This window comes from Pseudomonas fluorescens (genome assembly GCF_002022275.1).
In the GTDB taxonomy this organism is placed as follows: domain Bacteria; phylum Pseudomonadota; class Gammaproteobacteria; order Pseudomonadales; family Pseudomonadaceae; genus Aquipseudomonas; species Aquipseudomonas fluorescens_AJ.
This window is the reverse complement of record NZ_MSDF01000028.1, coordinates 1-18810: the sequence shown is the minus strand read 5'-3', so window position 1 is coordinate 18810 and position 18810 is coordinate 1. Positions and strand designations below refer to the sequence as shown.

The window sequence follows — 18810 nt, the reverse complement described above, 5'->3', positions numbered from 1 at the left end:
ATGCTGGGTTCCGCCGCGTGGCTGACCCTGGCGACTCTGCTCGGCCTGTGCCTGGGGTTCGCCCGCGAATGGCTGCTGGTGGCGGCGTGGGGCGCCGGGGAGCGCAGTGATGCATTCCTGATCGCGCTGTTTTTGCCTGAAGCCTTGCGCATGTCACTGGCCGGCGGCGTGTTGAGTGCCGCCGCGTTGCCGTTGTACCTGCAACGCAAGGACGGCGCGCGGCTGGACTGGCTGGCGGTGTTGTTTCCGGCCCTGATGCTGATCGCCCTGGTAACCAGCCTGTTGCTGAGCCTGCTGGCGCCGTGGCTGGTGCAACTGCTCGGCCCCGGCTTGGCTGCCAGCGCCACGGCGTTGGCCGCAAGTAATTTGCAGATCGTCGCGTGGTGCGTGCCGGGCTTGATGCTGCATGCGCTGTTCAGTATTCCGTTGCAGGCCAGTGAACGTTTTGTGCTGGCGGGGCTGGGCTCGCTGCTGTTCAACCTGCCGCCGGTGACCTACCTCGCGCTGGCGGGCACTGCCACGCAACCGCATGCCCTGGCGTTGGCGTGCCTGGCCGGCAGCCTGTTGATGCCGCTGGCGTTACTGCCATCGATTTGGGGTCAGGGCTGGCGGCCGTGGCGCTGGCAACTGCGTTTCGCGCCCCTGCGCGAACTGGGCCAACGCATCGGCCCGCTGTTGCTGAGCAATGGCGCCAGCCAAGGGTTGGCCTTGATCGAGCGGCTGGTGGCCTCGCTGCTGGGCGAAGGCGCGGTGACCTGGGTCAACCTCGCTCGTAAGCTGATGAACCTGCCGCTGATTGCATTGATGAGCCTCAACCAGGTGCTGCTGGGCATGATGAGCCGCCGCCAGGGCGATGAACGCCTGGCTCTGCTCAAACGCGGCCTGGAAACTGCCAGCGTGCTGACCCTGCCTGCCGGTGTTGGCCTTGTGGCGGCGGCGCCAAGCCTGGTGGCGTTGCTGCTGCCCAAACAATCGGCGGATTCGCCGTTGCCGTTGCTGCTGGCGTGGTTCGCCGTGCCGTTGGTGTTTGGCGCATGGAACGCCTTGCTCGCGCGTTACGCCTACGCCGCCGGCGATACGCGCCAGCCCTTGCGCTGTGAGCTGCTCGGCAGCCTGGTCAACGTGTGTCTGCTCGGCGCCCTGCCCTTCGTGTTCGGCCTGGCGGGAATCCCGCTGGCGGCACTGGCGGGCGTGATCTGCACGGCGCTGCTGTTGATGCAGCGCCAGGCATTGCTTGGCGCCCTGCCTTGGGCGCGGCACTGGGCACTCAGCGCGCTGGTGATGGGGTTGGCGGCGCTGGGGCTGTTTCGGATTGACGGTGTGTGGCTGCAACTGGGGTTGAGCACCCTGGCAGGCGCCGGGGTGTTACTGGGCATGGGGCTGTGGTTGAAGCCGTGGCGCAAGGTATGAATGGGCAAGCGAGGGTGATCAGGTGAAACATCGTTGGATTCAAATGGATATCGCCAGGGGCATCGGCATCCTCGTGATCGTGTATGCCCACAGTTGGTTCGTCGCTACGTCCCCGGACCTGATGTACCCTATCCTGGCGTCGTTCATCTTGCCGTTGTTCTTCTTTTTGTCCGGGGTGTTTTTCAAACCCGAGCAGCCGTTTGTGGAGATGGCGATACGCAAGGCCGATGGCCTGCTCAAGCCGTTTTTCTTCACCATGCTGCTGTATGTGATCGTGCGTGCCGTACTGCGCGGGCAACCGCTGCTGCCGGATATCGGCGGTGTGCTGTATGCCTCCGTAGACACGATTCCGTGGCAGGCGATGTGGTTTTTACCGCACTTCTGGGTGTCGATTCTGTTCAGTTGGGTGATGCTGCGGTTGATCCAGCGACTGAAATTGCCGCTGTGGGCGAGCGGCCTGCTGATGGCGGTACAACTGTTAATCGGCATCTGGATGCTGCCGCTGTTCTGGCAGTTGCCGGTGACGTTCGGCGGGCAGAACTGGGTGCTGCCGGGGCTGCCGTTCAGCCTGGACATCACGCTGATCAGCAGCATGTACTTCGTTGTCGGCTACCTGCTGCGCGACTGGCTGCGCACGCACGCAGGCTCCTGGCTGACCTTGTTGATTTCGGTGCTGTTATTTGCCGCCGTGTTCATCCCGACCTGGGACACCATGGACCTCGCGCAACGGCGCTACGACCACTGGTTGTGGACCAGCCTGCTGGCGGTGATTGGCGTATACGCCTGCTGGGCCCTGGCGAAGGTGCTGATGGTGTCGGCTGTGGTGACGCGGGCGATGACCTATATCGGCCAGTCCACGCTGATCCTGTTGATTTTCCATGGCGAGATTCAGCACAAGACCTTTGACCTGATGGAGCGCCTGGGGCTGCATCCCTTCCTGGCGGCGTGTGTGGGTTTGGTGGTGGCGGTGGTGGTGCCGTTGTTGATCGGGGAAGTGATCAAGCGGGTGGCGTTTTTGCGGTTCTTTTACTTTCCGTTTCCGGTGCGTAAAGCGCCGAAATCTTGAGAACACTGCTGGCCCTCTGTGGGAGCCGGGCTTGCCCGCGATGGCGGCGTGTCAGCGACAGAATACTTGGCTGATACACCGCTATCGCGGGCAAGCCCGCTCCCACAGGGTTAAGCGTTGTCAGTCATCGAGCTGTTGCGCAGGGGCTGGCTTGCTGCCGGGCTTGACCGGCTTGGCAGCTTTGCCACCTTTGGCTGGTGCGGCGGCAGCAGGCTCCGGTTCCGCAGCAGCGGCGGCTTCTTTTTCAGCCATGGGCATCTGGTCGATGGCGCTGAAAAAATCCTTCAAGTCGAGGGTGTCCGGCGGTACCGTCTTCTCGAGTTTCTTCTCGCCATCCTTGCCCACCAAAATCACCTTGGTGCCACTGCCGGCGCCGAGCTTCAGGGCGCGAATCAACGCATTGGTTTCAGGTGGCGTGAGCTTTTTGTTGTCCTTGGCGTCCTTGGCGAACTTCTCGCCTTCCGCGCCGATGCTGCCGAACTTCACGGTGTAGAACACCATGCTGCGCTCTTCAAAGGACTGCTTGTTGGCAGGCTCGTCCAGTTGTTTCTGGAGGGTTGCCAGGGTGGAGTTGCCGGAATCAAGTTCCACTACCACCAAGGGGCGGGCTTTGCCCAAATCCTGTTTGAGCGGGTTGATATCATCAGCGGCCAACAGCGGCCCCGTAAAAGCCATCAAGGTAGCCAGGGTCAGCGACCGGATGAGCATGCGCACCTCCTTTGAATTCCATGCAGGGTTCTTGAGTTTCATGTGTGCGACAGTCAAATTCAAGGATGATTCCTACACGACTTTAAGAAAGCGTAGGTCAGGACGCCCGCTACGCAAGGGCCTGGAGGGCTCAAGCGTGATTGTTTCCGTTGATTGCGGAAACATCATGAGACGTCCCAATCCGGCCAATGCCGCGCAAACACCGGGGCCACAACGGGGTCGGCGTCCACCTGCGCCAGCGTCTGGGCGAAGCCGGGGGCAAGGGCTTTGAGCACTTCGCGCGCCTCGTCCCAACGCGACACCGCCGCGGCCATGATGCCCAATGCATTCGGCACATCAGCGGGACCGAATAGCTGCTCGGCAAACTGGTCGGCAAACACTACCCAGGCTTGATGCAGGTAACGCCGAGTGCCGGTGGTCAATTGCGCTTGCACAGTCTGATCCGCCTCGCCCAGCCAGCGTTGCGGGTAGTCGATGATGCCGATGGCCGAGTAGCAATTGGCGGCGATGTACACCAGGCCTCGGATGATCTGCGCGCGATTGCCGGCCAGTAACCCGGAGGCGGGAAACTCCAGGCCTAGATGGATCAGGATTGCGGCGCTTTCGGTCAGCACCTGGCCATCGGGGGTGACCAGCGTGGGAATCTGCTTGAGCGGGTTGATCCGCGCCAGCGCCTCACTGCCCTCGCTGTCTTCCCAGGAGCTTGCGTCGATCCGCCGCCACTGCACCCCACAACGCTGCAGGGCGATTTCAATCATGCAGGAGCCAGATTCGTCGATGCCATAGAGCGTGTACATGGGGCTTTTCTCCTAGCGCTGCAGTTTGGCCTGCAAACTGGCTTTCACCTGCGGCCATTCCGAATCGATGATGCTGAAGCGCACCGAATTGCGTTTGCGCCCATCGGGCATGATGCGTTCGTGGCGCACGATGCCTTCCTGCACGGCGCCGAGGCGCAGGATCGCGGCGCGGGATTTTTCGTTGAGTTCGTCGGTAGTGAATTGCACGCGCACACAGTCGAGGACTTCAAACGCGTAAGTCAGCAGCAGCAACTTGGCCTCGGTGTTGATGCCGGTTTTTTGTGTGGATTGCGCCAGCCAGGTATGACCGATTTCCAGCTTGCGGTTGACCCGGTCGACCTTCCAGAAACGCGTGCTGCCGACCACCTGGCCGCTGTCGCGGCGCACGATAGTGAACGGAATGACAGAGCCGGCGTCGCGCCCGACCAGCGCGGTGTCGATGTACTTATCGACGGTATCCGGACCGGGCACATTGGTGACTTTGAGGTTCCACAGCTCGCCATCGGCGGCGGCGTCGAGCAAGGCGCCAGCGTGTTCGCGTTGCAGGGGGAGGAGTTCGACGTGAGTGCCGGTCAGGGTGATCTGGGTCATGGAGCGCTGCGCCGTGTGAGGGGGTCGTCAGTGACACAGAGTGCAGGCTCCCCACGCGCTTGGGCAAGCGTTTTAGAACAGGCCCATTTGCCCGCCGACCAGCGTGCCGAAATCATCATTCACGAACGGCAGGATCGCGTCGGCCACCGGCTGCAATTGCTTGGTGACGTAGTGGTCGTAGTCGATCGGCGCCTGGCGCACTTCGAGCGGCTCCGGACCATTAACGCTGATCACGTAGCTGATCCAGCCGCCGCGCTGGTACTGGCGCGGGCGGCCCAGGCGGTCGTTGTATTCATCCGCCAGCCGCGCGGCGCGCACATGGGGCGGGACGTTGCGTTCGTAGTCGTCCAACCGGCGGCGCAGGCGCTTGCGGTAGATCAGCAAGTCGTCCAACTCGCCGCTCAAGGTGCGGCGCACGTAGTCGCGGATGTACTCCTGATGGGGTTGGCGATGGAAGATGCGCTGGTAGAGTTCCTGCTGGAATTGCCGCGCCAACGGCGACCAGTCGCTGCGTACGGTTTCCAGGCCTTTGTAGACCATTTCCTCGCTGCCATCGCCTCGCACCACCAAGCCTGCGTAGCGCTTCTTGCTGCCCTCCTCCGCGCCACGAATGGTCGGCATGAGGAAGCGGCTGAAGTGGGTTTCATATTGCAGCTCCAGAGCGCTTTGCAAGCCGAACTCGTTCTGCAAATGCGCACGCCACCAGCCGTTGACGTGTTGCACCAGCGCCTGGCCGATACGGCTGGCGTCTTCCCCGGAATGGGCACTGCCGAGCCAGACGAACGTCGAGTCGGTGTCGCCGTAGATCACCTCGTAACCCTGGGCTTCAACCAGCTCGCGGGTCTGGCGCATGATCTGATGGCCGCGCATCGTGATCGAGGACGCCAGCCGCGTGTCGAAAAATCGGCAACCGCTGGAGCCGAGCACACCGTAGAAGGCGTTCATGATGATTTTCAGGGCTTGGGACAACGGTGCATTGCGTTCGCGCTTGGCCGCTTCACGGCCTTCGGAAACCCGCGTGACGATGGACGGCAGACAATGGCGGGTGCGGGAAAAACGCGCGCCGCGAAAGCCTTCCACCGACTCGCTGTCGTCGGGGTGTTTGAGGCCTTCGATCAAGCCCACCGGGTCGATCAGGAAGCTGCGGATGATCGACGGGTAGAGGCTTTTGTAATCCAGCACCAGCACCGACTCATAGAGGCCAGGGCGCGAGTCCATCACAAAGCCGCCGGGGCTGGCCTCGGGCGGCTTGTCGCCCAGGTTCGGCGCGACGAAACCCTGACGGTGCATCAGCGGCATGTACAAGTGGGTGAAGGCCGCGACGGAGCCGCCGTTACGGTCAGCCGGCAAACCCGTAACGCTGGCACGTTCCAGCAGGAATTTAAGCAGCTCGGTCTTCTCGAAAATCCGCGTGACCAGCTCGCAGTCCTTGAGGTTGTAGCGCGCCAGCGCGGGCTTGTCCTCGGCGAACATGCGGTTGATTTCATCCATGCGCTGGTAGGGCGTGGAGATGTCCTTGCCTTCGCCAAGCAGGGTCTGCGCGACGTTTTCCAGGCTGAAGGATTCGAAACTCCAGGTGGCCGATCGCAGGGCTTCGATGCCGTCGATAATCAACCGCCCCGCCGCTGCCGCGAAGTAATGGTTGCGGCTGCCGTGCTCGCGCCAGGCCATGGGCTCACTGCCGCGCCCGAGCATCAGCGGCACGTTGAGGCGCTGGGCATGTTCGTGGAGCACACGCAGGTCGAACTGCACCACGTTCCAGCCGATGATCGCATCGGGGTCATGGGTGGCGAGCCATTCATTCAGGCGTTCGAGCAGTTGGGCGCGGGTGTCGCAATAATCGAGCTTGAAGTCCACCGCGTCGGCTTTGTTCGGCGGGCCGAGCATGTACACCTGACGCTCGCCACAGCCTTCGAGGGCGATGGAATAGAGGTCGCCCTGAGCGGTGGTTTCAATGTCCAGCGACACCAGTTTCAGCGGCGGGCGGTAGTCGGGGTCGGGTTTCATCTGCGCGTTGCACAGCACGCCGTCGGCATCCGGCGTGCCGCCAAACCACACCGGGGCGGTGATGAAGCGCTCCATCATGTAACGCTCGGGCGGGCGAACATCGCCTTCGTAGACGTCGACGCCAGCCGCACGCAGGCGTTTTTCCACGTCCATCGCCTGGCGGTGCTGGCGGGTGTACAAGCCCAGGACCGGCCGGTGATGGAAGTCGCACAACTGCAACGGGCGCAGCTCGATATCACGCTCGCCCTTGAGCAGCCAGTCGAGTGGTTTGCGATGGGCCTCGGGAATAAACATCACCGAGGTCTGCACGGGTAGGCGGATAAACCTGGGGCCCGTGTCGGTGGCCAGCCAAAAACTGACCTCCGTGCCGGCCGGGGTGTCGCGCCAATGCCGGGTCAGGACAAAACCCTGCTGTAAATCCACCGTACCGCACCTCAGGAATCGCTTTCAGGGCGTGATTCTACTCGGCATCGGCTCAAACGCGGCACGCAAACACGCGCGCAGACCCCAATCCGATAATTTTGTTGCAAAAACTTAATAACAATCACTATCATTTGCATCGGAGTCGTATCCGCGCAGCGAGGACGCGCAACGTTTGTTGCCCTTTTCCTCACTGTGACGGTTCGCCGTCAGGACCGACCATGCCCGCCCGACCTTCCGTGCCGTTTCGCCCGACCCTGCTCGCCCTTTGCTGTTCCCTGAGCCTCACCGCTCACGCTGCAACCCCAGCCACCCCGCAGGATGCGAACAACGTTCAGAGCGGTAACACCGTAGAACTGGGCGCCACCAACATCAACGCCGACGGCTCCGCGCCAAACGCCCTGCCCCCGGTGTACGCCGGCGGCCAGGTGGCGCGCGGCGGCCAATTGGGCGTGCTGGGCAATCAGGACATCATGGACGTGCCGTTCAGCATGGCGTCCTACACCGAGAAATTGATTCGTGACCAGCAAGCCGAGACCGTCGGCGATGTGTTGCTCAATGACTCGTCGGTGCGCCAGGCGTCAGGGTTTGCCAACCAGGCACAGGTCTTCGTGATTCGTGGTTTGCCGCTGAATGGCGATGATATTTCCTATAACGGTTTGTACGGCATTTTACCGCGCCAGATCATGTCTACCGATGCACTGGAGCGCGTCGAGGTATTCAAAGGCCCGAATGCGTTTATCAATGGCGTCACGCCCACCGGATCGGGAATCGGCGGCGGGGTCAACTTGCAGCCCAAACGTGCCGATGACGTACCGCTGCGCCGCTTCAGCACCGATATCAGCAGCGACGGTCGCGTGGGCGAGCATTTGGACATTGGCCAGCGCTTTGGTGAAGACAACCGCTTTGGCGCGCGCGTGAACATTTCCCAGCGCGAAGGTGATACCGGGATCGACGACGAAAACCAGCGTTCCAAGCTGTTCGCCATCGGTCTGGATTACCGCGGCGATGCGCTGCGCTTGTCGGGCGATTTTGTCTACCAGAAACAGCACATCAATGGCGGGCGTAACTCGGTGTTTCTCGGCACCGCGACCCATGTGCCGGATGCGCCGTCGGCAGACACCAACTACGCGCCGAGCTGGAATTCGACGGATATCGAAGACACCTTCGGCATGCTGCGCGGCGAGTACGACCTGAGCGACAACTGGACCGCCTACATCGCAGGTGGCGCCAAACATACCAACGAAAACGGCCGTTACTCGTCGGTCACACTGACAGACAACCTGGGCAACGCCAATGTGACGGGTTCTCGCATCCACCACCAGGAAGACAACACCAGCCTGATGGCCGGTTTGAATGGCAAATTCCAGACTGGCCCGGTCAGCCACAAGCTCAATTTTGGCCTGGCGGGCATTTGGACCCAGGCGCGTAACGCCTATGATTTTGACCTGACCAAATACGCCAGCAATATCTACAACCCGGTCGATGTGCCCGAGCCGAAAGCCGGTGGTTTCACCGGCGGCGACATGGGTGATCCAGGCATTACCGCCAAGACCTTCGTGCGCAGCGCAGCCGTTTCGGACACTTTTGGTTTCATGGACGACCGCTTGCTGTTCACCGCCGGTTTGCGTCGCCAGGAAATCGTCGTGCAAGGCTTCGCTTATGGTACGGGCACACGCACGGCCAACTACGATGCGTCGATCACCACGCCGGTGTATGGCCTGGTGTTCAAGCCGTGGGACCATGTGTCGTTTTACGCCAACCGCATCGAAGGCTTGGCCCAGGGCCCGACGTCACCGGTCGCCGCTGGCGGCGTGCCCGTCACCAATGGCAGCCAGGCTTACGCTCCGGCGCGCTCGAAGCAGATCGAGGCTGGCGTCAAGGTGGACATGGGCACGTACGGCGCCACGCTGGGTGTGTACCGTATCGAACAGCCGAGCGATGGCTATTCAGTGTTGAACGCCGGCGGCTTGAGCGCGACCTACGTGCGTGAGGGCCAGCAGGTCAACAAGGGCGTAGAGCTGAATGTCTTCGGCGAACCGCTTACCGGCCTGCGTCTGCTGGGTGGGGTGACGTTGATCGACACCGAGCTCAAAGGCACCAAGGGCGGCGTCAATGATGGCAACCGCGCCATTGGTGTGCCCTCTTTCCAGCTCAACGCTGGCGTGGATTGGGATGTGCCGGGCCTGCAAGGCGTGACCCTTAACGGGCGCATGCTGCGCACCGGCGGCCAGTACGCCGATGCGGCGAACAACCTGAGCCTGCCTGCGTGGAATCGCTTCGATGTAGGCGCACGCTACAACTTCAAGGTGGATCAGCGTGATGTGACGTTGGGTGCGACCGTGGAGAACGTGGGGAATACCAAGTACTGGGAATCGGCGCTGGGCGGCTATTTGAGCCAGGGCGACCCGCGGGTGGCGAAGTTGTCGGCGACGGTGGATTTCTGATTTCACACGCTCAACGCTTGTCTTGCCAGCGCGTTTAATTATTAGAATGCGCTGGCAATATCAAATAGCTATATAGGAAAATGGCGCGATTCTAGAAAAGGATTTCGCGCATGTCGTTTGTTCCCCGCCGTCTCGCCCTGCAAATTTCGTTGATTGTTTCTGGTGTGTGGATGCCTCTGGCGTCTAAAGCAGAGATCATGATTGACACACAGAACGCCACCACTCAGGTCATTGGTAACGGCGACGGGATAGATCCAAGCCTCTGGGTCAAGAGCTCCGGCACTATCAATACCGTGCAAAATGCCGTTGAACTCAAAGCCACCCCGTTTTGGGTACCCACTGTCTACGTCAACAATTACGGCCGGATTGTGTCTACCGGCGCCGGGGCCATCGTTACTCGTGGCATTCAAAATGACTATGGCTACTACTATGTTCGTAACTATGCCGGTGCAGTCATTGAGGGTGCAAACGATGCCGTTCGTATTGGTACGAGCTTAAATCAGTTCGGCGAAATCAATCTGAGTAATCGAGGCACTGTTCACGCCTTGAGCGGCCAGGCAGTGGACTTCAGTAGCGTTACCGGAAACAGTGCACGTACGACGCTTGATAACAACACAGGGGGTGTTATCAGGTCTGAGTCCGGTGACGGCGTGCGTACGGGTTCTCATATGAACCTCAGCAATTACGGCGAAATATCTACCGGTGACGTGCGCAACGTTGCCGATGCTTTCGACGCCATCAAAATCGACTCAGCCATGGATGTTCGAATTTCAAACGGCAGCTTGATTTCGGGTGGTCGTAATGGCGTTTCAGGTGCGCAGATCAGTTCGTTGGGTAACTATCTGGGCACGATCGAGGGGCGTAATGGTGCAGGTGTCATCTCTACAGGTGATGCCACTGTGTTCAACAGGGACGGCACGATCAAAGGCGGACAAGATGGCCGACTGACAAACATTGATGGTGACGGCGTATGGATTGGCGGCATTGCGCACATCAATAATTGGGGAGCGATTCAGGGGACCGGCTCCAGCGGTGTCGACAAAAATGGTCACGCCAATACCAGCGAAGGTGTGTCTATCGGTGGCGGCTATGTCTTCAACAGCGCCACGGGAGGGAGCATCACGGGGGCCAACAACGGCCTGCTCGCAGGCAATGGCTTGGGCGGTTCGGCACTGGCTGCAACAACGCTGGAAAATTACGGCGAGATACGCGGCCAGGATGGCTATGGTGTGAGGCTGATCGGCAATTTTGATGATCAGGTGTCCAACGGAGGGCTGATCAGTGGCGCCAACGGCATAGCCCTGGATATGGGCGGAGGCAACGACACGCTGACCCTGAAATACGGCGCACGCTTTGAAGGTGTGGTCGATGGCGGCACCGGCCGTAACACCATGATCATGGATGGCTACAACCGTTACTCTTGGCCTTCCACGCCTGATGGCACTCTGGATGAAAGTCGTAATTTCCAATCACTGGAAGTGCGCAAGGGTTACTGGCAGATCAATGGAAAAACGGACTTTGATGAGGGCGTGCAAGTGTTCACCGGCGCGCTGCTGAAAAACCAGGGCTCCATCAACGGCAATGTTGTAGTTGATCAGGGGGCTGAATATCAGGGGAGCGGATCAGTTGGCAATCTAGTCATCAATGGCCAACTCACCACCAACACTCAATTAGGGGCACCTCAGGTCAATGGGGATTTCACCATGGCGCGTGGCTCTATCTTTTATTTCGCGACCAATGCCGATGGCAGCGCTGCAACTACCCACGTGACGGGCACTGCCAACCTCAATGGTGCCCGGTTGCTGCTGGAGCCCGGCGCGCCGTATGAATACCCGTGGCACAGTCAATTCCGCCTGCTTGAGGCCGGTAACATCATTGGCACTTTTGATGATTCCAACCTGAAAAACGACTACGCATTCCTCTCACCAAAACTCAGTTACGGAGCCAATGCCGTTGACCTGAGCTATACCCGCAACGACATCGAGTTCATCGATTACGCCCGTACAGCAAACGGTGCTCGCGCGGTCAACAGTATTGAGTCGATTACATGGAGCAACTTGCCAGAGGGAGAAGGCCCGTTTCCCTATCCATGGTTTTTGCCTACTCCAAACCCGCTCTATGACGCATAGCTGGCCACCTCCGAAACCACCGCCAGCGCGGCCATCGAAGCGCTGGCCGGCAGCAGCAATGCCAACCTGGCCAGCGCCACCTTGGCGGCCAGTGCTCAAGTCGGCACCTCGATGCTGTCCGCCATGCGCCAGATGAGCAGCGGCTCAAACCTGCTGGTGGGGCTTGAACCGGCGCAAACCCCGGAGCTGGCGGCGACGGGTGTACCGAGCAATGCACGTAACCTCAATGACCCGAACGCACAGGGCCGCGTCTGGCTGCAAGGTATCGGCAGCTACGGCAAGCTTGACGGTCAACACGGCACCGACGCCTCGCAACAGCGCACCCAGGGCAGCTTGCTGGGTGTGGACTGGTCGTTGTCGCCACTCTGGCGCCTGGGCATGCTGGGTGGTTACTCGAAAACCGACGTGGACAGCCACAACGTCGATAACACACTGCGCAGCTGGCACGTCGGCGCTTATGCCGTACGCCAGGATGGCCCGCTGGCTTTGCGACTGGGCGCCGCCTACAGCCATCATGCCGGCGATAACAAGCGTACTGTGGAGTTTGAGGGTTTCAGCGAGCGCCCCAAGGGTGATTACGACGCCGACAGCCAGCAAGCCTTCGCCGAAGTGGGTTACGCCCTGGGCACTGGTCGTTTCAACATCGAGCCTTTCGCCAACCTGGGTTATCAGCGTTATCACCGCGACGGCTTCGCCGAAAAAGGCGGCGTTGCATCGCTTCAGGTCGACGCCCAGACGCAGGAAAACTTCAGCAGCACCTTCGGGATGCGCCTGGCTCATCTGAGCCAGCTGGACAATGGCATCAGCCTGACGCCACGCGCGAGTCTTGGCTGGCGGCACCTCTATGGCAACGTGGATAGCGAGACACGCCAAGCGTTTCTGGTCGGAGGCGACGCGTTTAACGTTGAAGGCAGCGCCCTGGATCGCGATAGCCTGATGGTTGAAGTGGGGCTGGATGTCGGTTTGTCTGCACGCCAGAGCTTGAGCATCGGTTATAACGGCGAGCTGGGCAGCAGCAGCCGCAACCACGCGCTGGTGGGTCAATGGCAGATGCGTTTCTAAAAACTGCAAACACGCGGGTGGCAGTCAGCGCAGTTGCGCATCGCTGACTCGCCACTAGACTCATGACTTCTCTCACATGGAAGTCACCTCAATGAAGCTCTCCCCTTCCCTGCGCCAGGCCGTTGCCTTGGTCACCTTGCTGTCTGCCGGCAACCTCGCGGCCTTCGCGGCCGATATCCCGCTGTCCAAATCCCTTGAAGCCGATGAAGTGACCACCAAGGTGCTGTCGGTGGACGCCGCCAGCCATCAGGTGGTTCTGGCAGGCGCACAGGGCAATCCGGTGCATGTGCAGCTCAGCGATGATGCCAAGGACTTGGGTAATCTGAAGGTCGGCGATCAGGTGAAGGTGCTGACCACGCATTCGGTCGCCGCCGTGCTCGACACCGACGTGGACAAGAGCGCCCCCGATGCCAGCGAAAAAACCGGCGTGGTGCGTGCCACCGCCAACAACCCAAACCCTGGCGGGGCAGCGTTTCGTCAGGTGCAAGTGCAGTTGAAGATCACCCATATCGACCTGAAGAAAAACCAGGTCACTCTGGAAAACCCGACCGGTGCGAAAAAAGTACTGAATGTTGAAAAACCGGAGATCCGCGCAGGCCTCAAAGACCTCAAGGTCGGGCAGAGTGTGCTGGTGACCTTCACCGATACCCTGGAAATCACCACGGCTCACGAAGGCTGACAGAAAGGAAGACGGGCATCTACAAGATGCCCGTTCGGGTCAGGCGCGACGCGCCTGGTTCAGATAGTTTTCGATATTGCCCATTTGCTCATCCCAACCACGGGAATTCATCTTGAAAGCTTTTTGCCTGCGGGCTTCGGGAACTGCATCAAAACCGGACTCAACCACCCGCAGCAAAATGCCCGGCGCGCGATCCTCAAGGGTAAATTCCACCAGAGTGGGTGTTTCCTTGTCGTAGTCGACGCCTTTTTCGACTGCAAAGGGATGCCACCAAAACGAAAAAAGGGTTTGCGGCAAAATGCGCTCGATTTTGGCTTTCCATACCACGTGCTCGTAGCCGGGGTAGGTTATCGGCGCTTCAAGGGTTGCCCCGGCAGTGAAAGTTTTACCCTTGAGGGCGATTCCGAACCAGCAGCCGAATTGCTCGGCGTCGGTCAGCGCTTCCCAGACGTGTTTACGTGAAGCATTAAGCAGGACTTTACGTTCGATGCGATCTAATACGTGCATAAGTCACCTCCTCCATTGACAGTAGGCGACATCAACCAATGCGCAACCTTTGCGTGTGCGCGATGATGATGAGCCTATCCTTGAACCGGCAATACGTTATGACTGACCCGTTGAATGGAAGTTGCTTCTGTAAAGCCGTGCGCTATCAGGTGGACGGCCTGGACATGCCGATCAGCCACTGTCATTGCGACAGTTGCCGCAAAGTGCACGCCGCTGCATTTGTGGCCACAGCCGGAGTGATGCGCGAACACTTTCGCTGGACTCAGGGCCAGGCGCTTTTATCGTCGTATGAATCTTCGCCGGGGAAATTCAGGCATTTCTGCTCGCGTTGCGGCTCACACCTGATGGCCGAGCGCGGGCATCAACCCCATGTGATTGTGCGGGTGGCGACACTGGATGATGACCCCGGCGTGCGGCCCACCGCGCATATCTGGACCGCCCATGATGTGCCATGGCTGGCACATGAGGGCATTGAGAGATGGGACGAGTGGCAGGCCTGAGTTAAACGTGCGGGTCGCCGGGCGCCTTGGCCGGTGTTGCATATTGCGGTTTCAGGTGGCCTTCCTGGTCGAGTAACCAGGCGTCCATGATTTGCCGCACGACCGGACCCGCGACGCGACCACCGGCCTCACCGTTTTCAATCATCACCGAAATCACGATTTTCGGGTGTTCGGCGGGCGCAAAGCCGACAAACAAGGCGTTGTCGCGATGGCGTTCGAGGGTTTTGTTACGGTTGTACCGCTCACCCTGCTTGATCGCCACCACCTGCGCCGTACCACTCTTGCCAGCGATCCGGTATTGCGCGCCGACCGCCGCTGCCCGGGCGATACCGCGCGGGTCGTGCATGACGAGCTGCATGCCGTGGTTGACCTGCTCCCAATCACGCGGGTCTTTGAGGACTACGTTGGGCATCGGGTTTTCGTCGACCGGTGGTACACCGTTGATGGTCTTGGCCAGGTGCGGCCGGTTCCATACGCCTTTGTTGGCGATCAACGCCGTGGCTTGGGCGAGTTGCAGCGGCGTGACTTGCATATAACCCTGGCCAATGCCGAGGATCACGGTCTCCCCCGGGAACCAGGGCTGACGCCGTGTTGCACGCTTCCAGGCTTGAGAAGGCATCAGGCCGGCTGACTCTTCGAACATGTCGAGGGAGACTTTTTGGCCGAGGCCGAATTCGGCCAGGTAGTCGTGCAGGCGATCGATGCCGAGCTTATGGGCCAGGTCGTAAAAGTAAGTGTCGTTGGAACGCATGATGGCCGCGTCCATGTCCACCCAGCCGTCACCGCTGTGGTTCCAGTTGCGGTATTTGTGGTCAAAATCGGGCAACTGGTAGTAACCGGGGTCGAACACCCGGGTTTGGGCGGTTACGACGCCGCTGTCGAGTCCGGCGATGGCGACTTCCGGCTTGATCGTCGAGCCGGGCGCGTAAAGCCCGCGCAGCACTCGGTTGAACAGCGGCCGGTCGATGGAATCATGCAGCGCGGCGTATTCCTTGAAGCTGATACCGGTGACGAACAGGTTCGGGTCGAAACTCGGCTTGCTGACCATGGCCAGCACTTCACCGGTTTGCGGGTCGAGGGCAACCACCGAGCCACGTCGATCACCCAGGGCTTCTTCCGCCGCCTCCTGAAGCTTGACGTCGAGGCTCAGCACGATATTTTTGCCGGGGATCGGGTCGGTGTGCTTGAGCACGCGCAATACCCGACCCTGGGCGTTGGTCTCGACCTCTTCGTACCCGACATGCCCATGCAACTCGGACTCGTAGAAGCGTTCGATACCGGTTTTCCCGATGGACTGGGTACCGCGGTATTCAACGGAATCGAGGGCCTTGGATTCTTTTTCGTTGATGCGACCGACGTAGCCAATCGAGTGAGCGAAGTGCGCGCCCAGCGGGTAATGACGGACGAATTGTGGCTCGACGTCTACACCGGGCAGACGAAACTCATTCACGGCCAGCAGTGCGATTTGTTCTTCGGTCAGTTCGTAGAACAGCGTGACAGGCACGAACGGATGGCGAGCCTGCTTCAGCGCCTTGTCGAACACTGCGCGGTCTTCGGCAGGCAAGTGCAACAGGTTCACGATGGCGTCCAGCTCACCTTTAAGGTCGGTGGTGCGCTCGCGGGTAATGATCAGGTTATAGCTGGGGCGGTTGTCGGCCAGCACCACGCCATTGCGGTCGTAGATCAGCCCGCGCGTCGGCGTGATCGGCAATACGTGGACACGGTTATTTTCAGAAATCGTGGAGTGATAGTCGTACTGCACCACCTGCAGGAAATACATACGGCCTACCAGGGCACAGGTGATGCCAATCACCAACAGCGCGCAGGCGAGCAGGCGCTTGTTAACCAGGCGGTTTTCTTTTTCGTGATCCTTGATCGGTATCGGTTCAGGCATTTCTACAGCATCTCGTTAAAGAAGGTCGACGCCGCGTCCTGCGGATGAAATATCAATCCTTGTGAAAATGTGCTGCACCATACCAAAAATGCAGAAACACTTTGCATCGATTTCCCCAACGGCATGCTGTTTTGTCAGGAGAGAACGGATTTTGGCTCCAGAAAGGCCTCCAAACCGAAGGTGCCGTACTCACGGCCAATGCCTGACTGTTTAAAGCCGCCGAAAGGTGCACGGGGTTCGTGGGCCAGGGTATTGATCAGCACTCGGCCAGCGTCTACTTGTGCGGCCAGCACGTGGGCTCTTTGTGGGTTGGACGACAGAATGTAGGCCTGGAGACCGTAGGGGGTGTCATTGGCGATGGCCAGCGCCTCAGCCTCGCTGGTGTAGGTGATGATCGATAAGACAGGGCCGAAGATTTCCTCACGGGCGATAGTCATCTGGTTGGTGACGCGGCTGAAGACGGTAGGCCTGACGAACCAACCGGCGTTGACGCCTTCAGGCAAGCCGGGGCCGCCCGCCAGTAAGTGGGCGCCCTCTTCCATGCCGACCTGAATGTAGCGCTGAACCCGTTGCCATTGTTTGAGGCTGACCATCGGGCCAACGCTGGTGTTGGGGTCGTTGGGGTCACCGGCGTGTACCTTGGCAACTTCCTCGACCAACAGCGCTTCCACCTCTGCCAAGCGATGGTCGGGTACGAGGATTCGGGTTCCGGCAATACACGCTTGGCCGCTGTTCATGAAGCCCGCTTGAAGGGCCATGGGTATGGCGTGTTTCAGGTCAGCATCATCAAGTATCAACACCGGCGATTTCCCACCCAGTTCCAGGGTAATGCGCTTCAACGTTTCCGCCCCTGCCCGCAGGATTTGCTTACCGACGGAGGTAGATCCGGTGAATGAGACCTTGGCGATGTCGGGGTGCGTACTTAGCACCGCGCCTACGGTTTCTCCGCGCCCGGTGACGATGTTGAAGACACCGGGTGGCAGGCCTGCCTCGTGCAGCGCACGTGTAACAATGGAGGTCTGGATCGCGCTCATTTCGCTCGGTTTGATCACTGCGGTACAACCCGCCGCCAACGCAGCGGCCAGCTTGCCGCAGATGAAGCCCGCGTTGCTGTTCCAGGGCGTGATCAGCCCGGCAACGCCGAGGGGCTGCATAGTCACGCGGGCGATGCCGATCTGGCGTGTGAAGTCGTAGTTTTCCAGCACCGCTGCAGCATCGCCCAGAACGCTCGCGGCATGCTTGGCCATCCACGACGCCCGGGAGACCGGAGCGCCATATTCTTCGATGATGGCCGCCGTGAGCTCCGCTTCTATGGATTCGATCGCTGCGTGCATGCGTCTGAGGTGGTCAACGCGCTTAGCTTTAGTCGTGCGAGAGAATGCTGGAAATGCCGCTTTTGCTGCACTGATGGCATCGCTGGCGTCTCTTTCATCAGCCAACCGAACCTGGCCAATACGCTGGGCAGTCGCTGGGTTGAACAAGTCGAAGAGTTCTTCACCGTATGGCGTGACAAATTGGCCATTGATGTAGACCTGATTGATCTGATGCATGCGGCCTCCGAAGGCACTCAATTGGTATGCCTAAAGGTAAGCCACTATCATTGATTCGATAATCCGTACAAAAATGGACGACTTGATGAGCGATTCAGGACAATGAATACATCAGGATTGAACGAGTTGGAAGCAGTGTTGGCAGTAGCGCGGCATCGCAGTTTCCGGGCAGCGGCGACTGAGCTGAATGTCTCGACATCAGCGCTGAGCCATTCCGTCGCTGGACTTGAGGCGCGAATGGGCGTTCGGTTGTTTAACCGTACGACGCGCAGCGTATCGCTGTCGGAAGTTGGCGCAGCCTTCGTCGACACAATCACGCCTGCACTGTCGACTATCCGAGTAGCGCTTGAGCAAGCAGGCAGTAGCCAGGCGGCGCCCAGTGGCACATTGCGGCTCAACACCGCCGCAGGCGCGGCTAAACAGGTGATGCCGCTGCTGTTGGAGTACATGCGCCGTTATCCACAGATGAAGCTGGATATCGTCACGGAAGGCCAGCTGGTCGATATTGTGGCCCAAGGCTTCGATGCAGGCATTCGTCTGGGTGACAGCGTTCCCCAAGACATGATTGCAGTCGATATAAGCCCGCCCCTGCGGTTTGCCGTCCTGGGCAGCCCGGCCTACTTTGCCAATCACCCGATTCCGCAAAGCCCTCTGGATTTGAACGCACATGCGTGCATCCGCAGCCGAATGCCGAGCGGTACGATTTATCGCTGGGAGTTTGAACGCCACGGAGAAAGCATCGCCGTGGATGTGCAGGGAGCGCTGACACTGGATAACCCGACATTAATGCTTCAAGCCGCCAGGGCGGGGCTGGGGTTGACGTATTTGACGGAGTGGAACGCGTCAGCAGACTTGGCAAACGGGACGTTGGTGCGCGTGCTTGAAGAGTGGACGCCGACGTTTGATTCGCTGCGCCTCTACTACCCTGGAAGACGCCACGTGCCGGCAGGCTTGAGGGCTCTGATTGAGCTGATCAGGGAGCAAGAGTATTGAGGCGGCCCCAACGTTTTCTGCTTTTCTATCGCCCAAAACAAAACCCCTGT

Annotated in this window: 13 protein-coding genes and 1 pseudogene; 7 read left to right on the top strand and 7 right to left on the bottom strand. The window is 59.9% G+C overall.

Annotation, left to right across the window (positions count from 1 at the left end; genetic code table 11):
• Together murJ and BFW87_RS21475 are read left to right on the top strand one after the other, a co-directional pair.
• Positions 1–1410, top strand: coding sequence for a murein biosynthesis integral membrane protein MurJ (murJ, locus tag BFW87_RS21480; protein WP_078741722.1), 1410 nt, complete (start codon positions 1–3; stop codon positions 1408–1410).
• Between the two features lie 43 nt (positions 1411–1453).
• Positions 1454–2476, top strand: a complete 1023-nt coding sequence (locus tag BFW87_RS21475; protein WP_176159799.1) for an acyltransferase family protein — start codon at positions 1454–1456, stop codon at positions 2474–2476.
• A gap of 120 nt (positions 2477–2596) precedes the next feature.
• Here the strand turns inward: BFW87_RS21475 and BFW87_RS21470 are convergent, their stop codons facing one another.
• From BFW87_RS21470 to BFW87_RS21455, 4 genes are all read right to left on the bottom strand, one after another.
• The gene (locus tag BFW87_RS21470) at positions 2597–3184 is read right to left on the bottom strand and encodes a DUF4174 domain-containing protein (protein ID WP_078741720.1); all 588 of its coding nucleotides are present in this window, start codon (positions 3182–3184) and stop codon (positions 2597–2599) included.
• A gap of 164 nt (positions 3185–3348) precedes the next feature.
• Positions 3349–3981, bottom strand: coding sequence for a glutathione S-transferase N-terminal domain-containing protein (locus BFW87_RS21465; protein WP_078741719.1), 633 nt, complete (start codon positions 3979–3981; stop codon positions 3349–3351).
• A 12-nt stretch (positions 3982–3993) separates the two neighbouring features.
• Positions 3994–4572, bottom strand: coding sequence for a GNAT family N-acetyltransferase (locus BFW87_RS21460; RefSeq protein ID WP_078741718.1), 579 nt, complete (start codon positions 4570–4572; stop codon positions 3994–3996).
• A 72-nt stretch (positions 4573–4644) separates the two neighbouring features.
• Positions 4645–7002, bottom strand: coding sequence for a DNA polymerase II (locus BFW87_RS21455; protein WP_078741717.1), 2358 nt, complete (start codon positions 7000–7002; stop codon positions 4645–4647).
• 218 nt (positions 7003–7220) lie between these two features.
• Here BFW87_RS21455 and BFW87_RS21450 point away from each other — a divergent pair, with 218 nt between their 5' ends.
• From BFW87_RS21450 to BFW87_RS21440, 3 genes and pseudogenes are all read left to right on the top strand, one after another.
• On the top strand, positions 7221–9446 hold the full coding sequence (locus BFW87_RS21450; protein WP_078741716.1) for a TonB-dependent receptor: 2226 nt from the start codon (positions 7221–7223) through the stop codon (positions 9444–9446).
• A 668-nt stretch (positions 9447–10114) separates the two neighbouring features.
• Positions 10115–12637: pseudogene (locus BFW87_RS21445) on the top strand (autotransporter outer membrane beta-barrel domain-containing protein).
• A gap of 91 nt (positions 12638–12728) precedes the next feature.
• The gene (locus BFW87_RS21440; RefSeq protein ID WP_078741715.1) at positions 12729–13316 is read left to right on the top strand and encodes a hypothetical protein; all 588 of its coding nucleotides are present in this window, start codon (positions 12729–12731) and stop codon (positions 13314–13316) included.
• Between the two features lie 39 nt (positions 13317–13355).
• Here the strand turns inward: BFW87_RS21440 and BFW87_RS21435 are convergent, their stop codons facing one another.
• Entirely contained in the window at positions 13356–13823 is a 468-nt protein-coding gene (locus tag BFW87_RS21435; RefSeq protein WP_078741714.1) for an SRPBCC family protein, read from the bottom strand.
• A gap of 98 nt (positions 13824–13921) precedes the next feature.
• On the opposite strand from BFW87_RS21435, the gene BFW87_RS21430 reads away from it, so the two are divergent.
• Positions 13922–14323: a GFA family protein gene (locus BFW87_RS21430; protein ID WP_078741764.1), complete on the top strand. Its 402-nt coding sequence runs from the start codon at positions 13922–13924 to the stop codon at positions 14321–14323.
• A gap of 1 nt (position 14324) precedes the next feature.
• On the opposite strand, the gene mrdA is transcribed toward BFW87_RS21430, so the two are convergent.
• Positions 14325–16217 carry a penicillin-binding protein 2 gene (mrdA, locus tag BFW87_RS21425; protein ID WP_078741713.1) on the bottom strand — a complete coding sequence of 631 codons (1893 nt, stop codon included), beginning with the start codon at positions 16215–16217 and terminating at the stop codon, positions 14325–14327.
• A 134-nt stretch (positions 16218–16351) separates the two neighbouring features.
• Entirely contained in the window at positions 16352–17767 is a 1416-nt protein-coding gene (locus BFW87_RS21420) for an aldehyde dehydrogenase family protein (protein WP_078741712.1), read from the bottom strand.
• A 102-nt stretch (positions 17768–17869) separates the two neighbouring features.
• Here BFW87_RS21420 and BFW87_RS21415 point away from each other — a divergent pair, with 102 nt between their 5' ends.
• Positions 17870–18760 (top strand): LysR family transcriptional regulator, encoded by an 891-nt coding sequence (locus tag BFW87_RS21415; RefSeq protein WP_078741711.1) that lies wholly within the window; start codon positions 17870–17872, stop codon positions 18758–18760.
• The last annotated feature ends 50 nt before the right edge of the window (positions 18761–18810 follow it).

What these genes read in the sequence shown, in the direction of transcription:
- BFW87_RS21435 (WP_078741714.1), bottom strand. Translation starts at nt 13,823, where the DNA reads ATGCACGTATTAGATCGCATCGAACGTAAAGTCCTGCTTAATGCTTCA.
- BFW87_RS21475 (WP_176159799.1), top strand. Translation starts at nt 1,454, where the DNA reads ATGGATATCGCCAGGGGCATCGGCATCCTCGTGATCGTGTATGCCCAC.
- BFW87_RS21460 (WP_078741718.1), bottom strand. Translation starts at nt 4,572, where the DNA reads ATGACCCAGATCACCCTGACCGGCACTCACGTCGAACTCCTCCCCCTG.
- BFW87_RS21470 (WP_078741720.1), bottom strand. Translation starts at nt 3,184, where the DNA reads ATGCTCATCCGGTCGCTGACCCTGGCTACCTTGATGGCTTTTACGGGG.
- BFW87_RS21440 (WP_078741715.1), top strand. Translation starts at nt 12,729, where the DNA reads ATGAAGCTCTCCCCTTCCCTGCGCCAGGCCGTTGCCTTGGTCACCTTG.
- BFW87_RS21420 (WP_078741712.1), bottom strand. Translation starts at nt 17,767, where the DNA reads ATGCATCAGATCAATCAGGTCTACATCAATGGCCAATTTGTCACGCCA.
- BFW87_RS21450 (WP_078741716.1), top strand. Translation starts at nt 7,221, where the DNA reads ATGCCCGCCCGACCTTCCGTGCCGTTTCGCCCGACCCTGCTCGCCCTT.
- BFW87_RS21415 (WP_078741711.1), top strand. Translation starts at nt 17,870, where the DNA reads ATGAATACATCAGGATTGAACGAGTTGGAAGCAGTGTTGGCAGTAGCG.
- BFW87_RS21430 (WP_078741764.1), top strand. Translation starts at nt 13,922, where the DNA reads ATGACTGACCCGTTGAATGGAAGTTGCTTCTGTAAAGCCGTGCGCTAT.
- mrdA (WP_078741713.1), bottom strand. Translation starts at nt 16,217, where the DNA reads ATGCCTGAACCGATACCGATCAAGGATCACGAAAAAGAAAACCGCCTG.
- murJ (WP_078741722.1), top strand. Translation starts at nt 1, where the DNA reads ATGCTGGGTTCCGCCGCGTGGCTGACCCTGGCGACTCTGCTCGGCCTG.
- BFW87_RS21465 (WP_078741719.1), bottom strand. Translation starts at nt 3,981, where the DNA reads ATGTACACGCTCTATGGCATCGACGAATCTGGCTCCTGCATGATTGAA.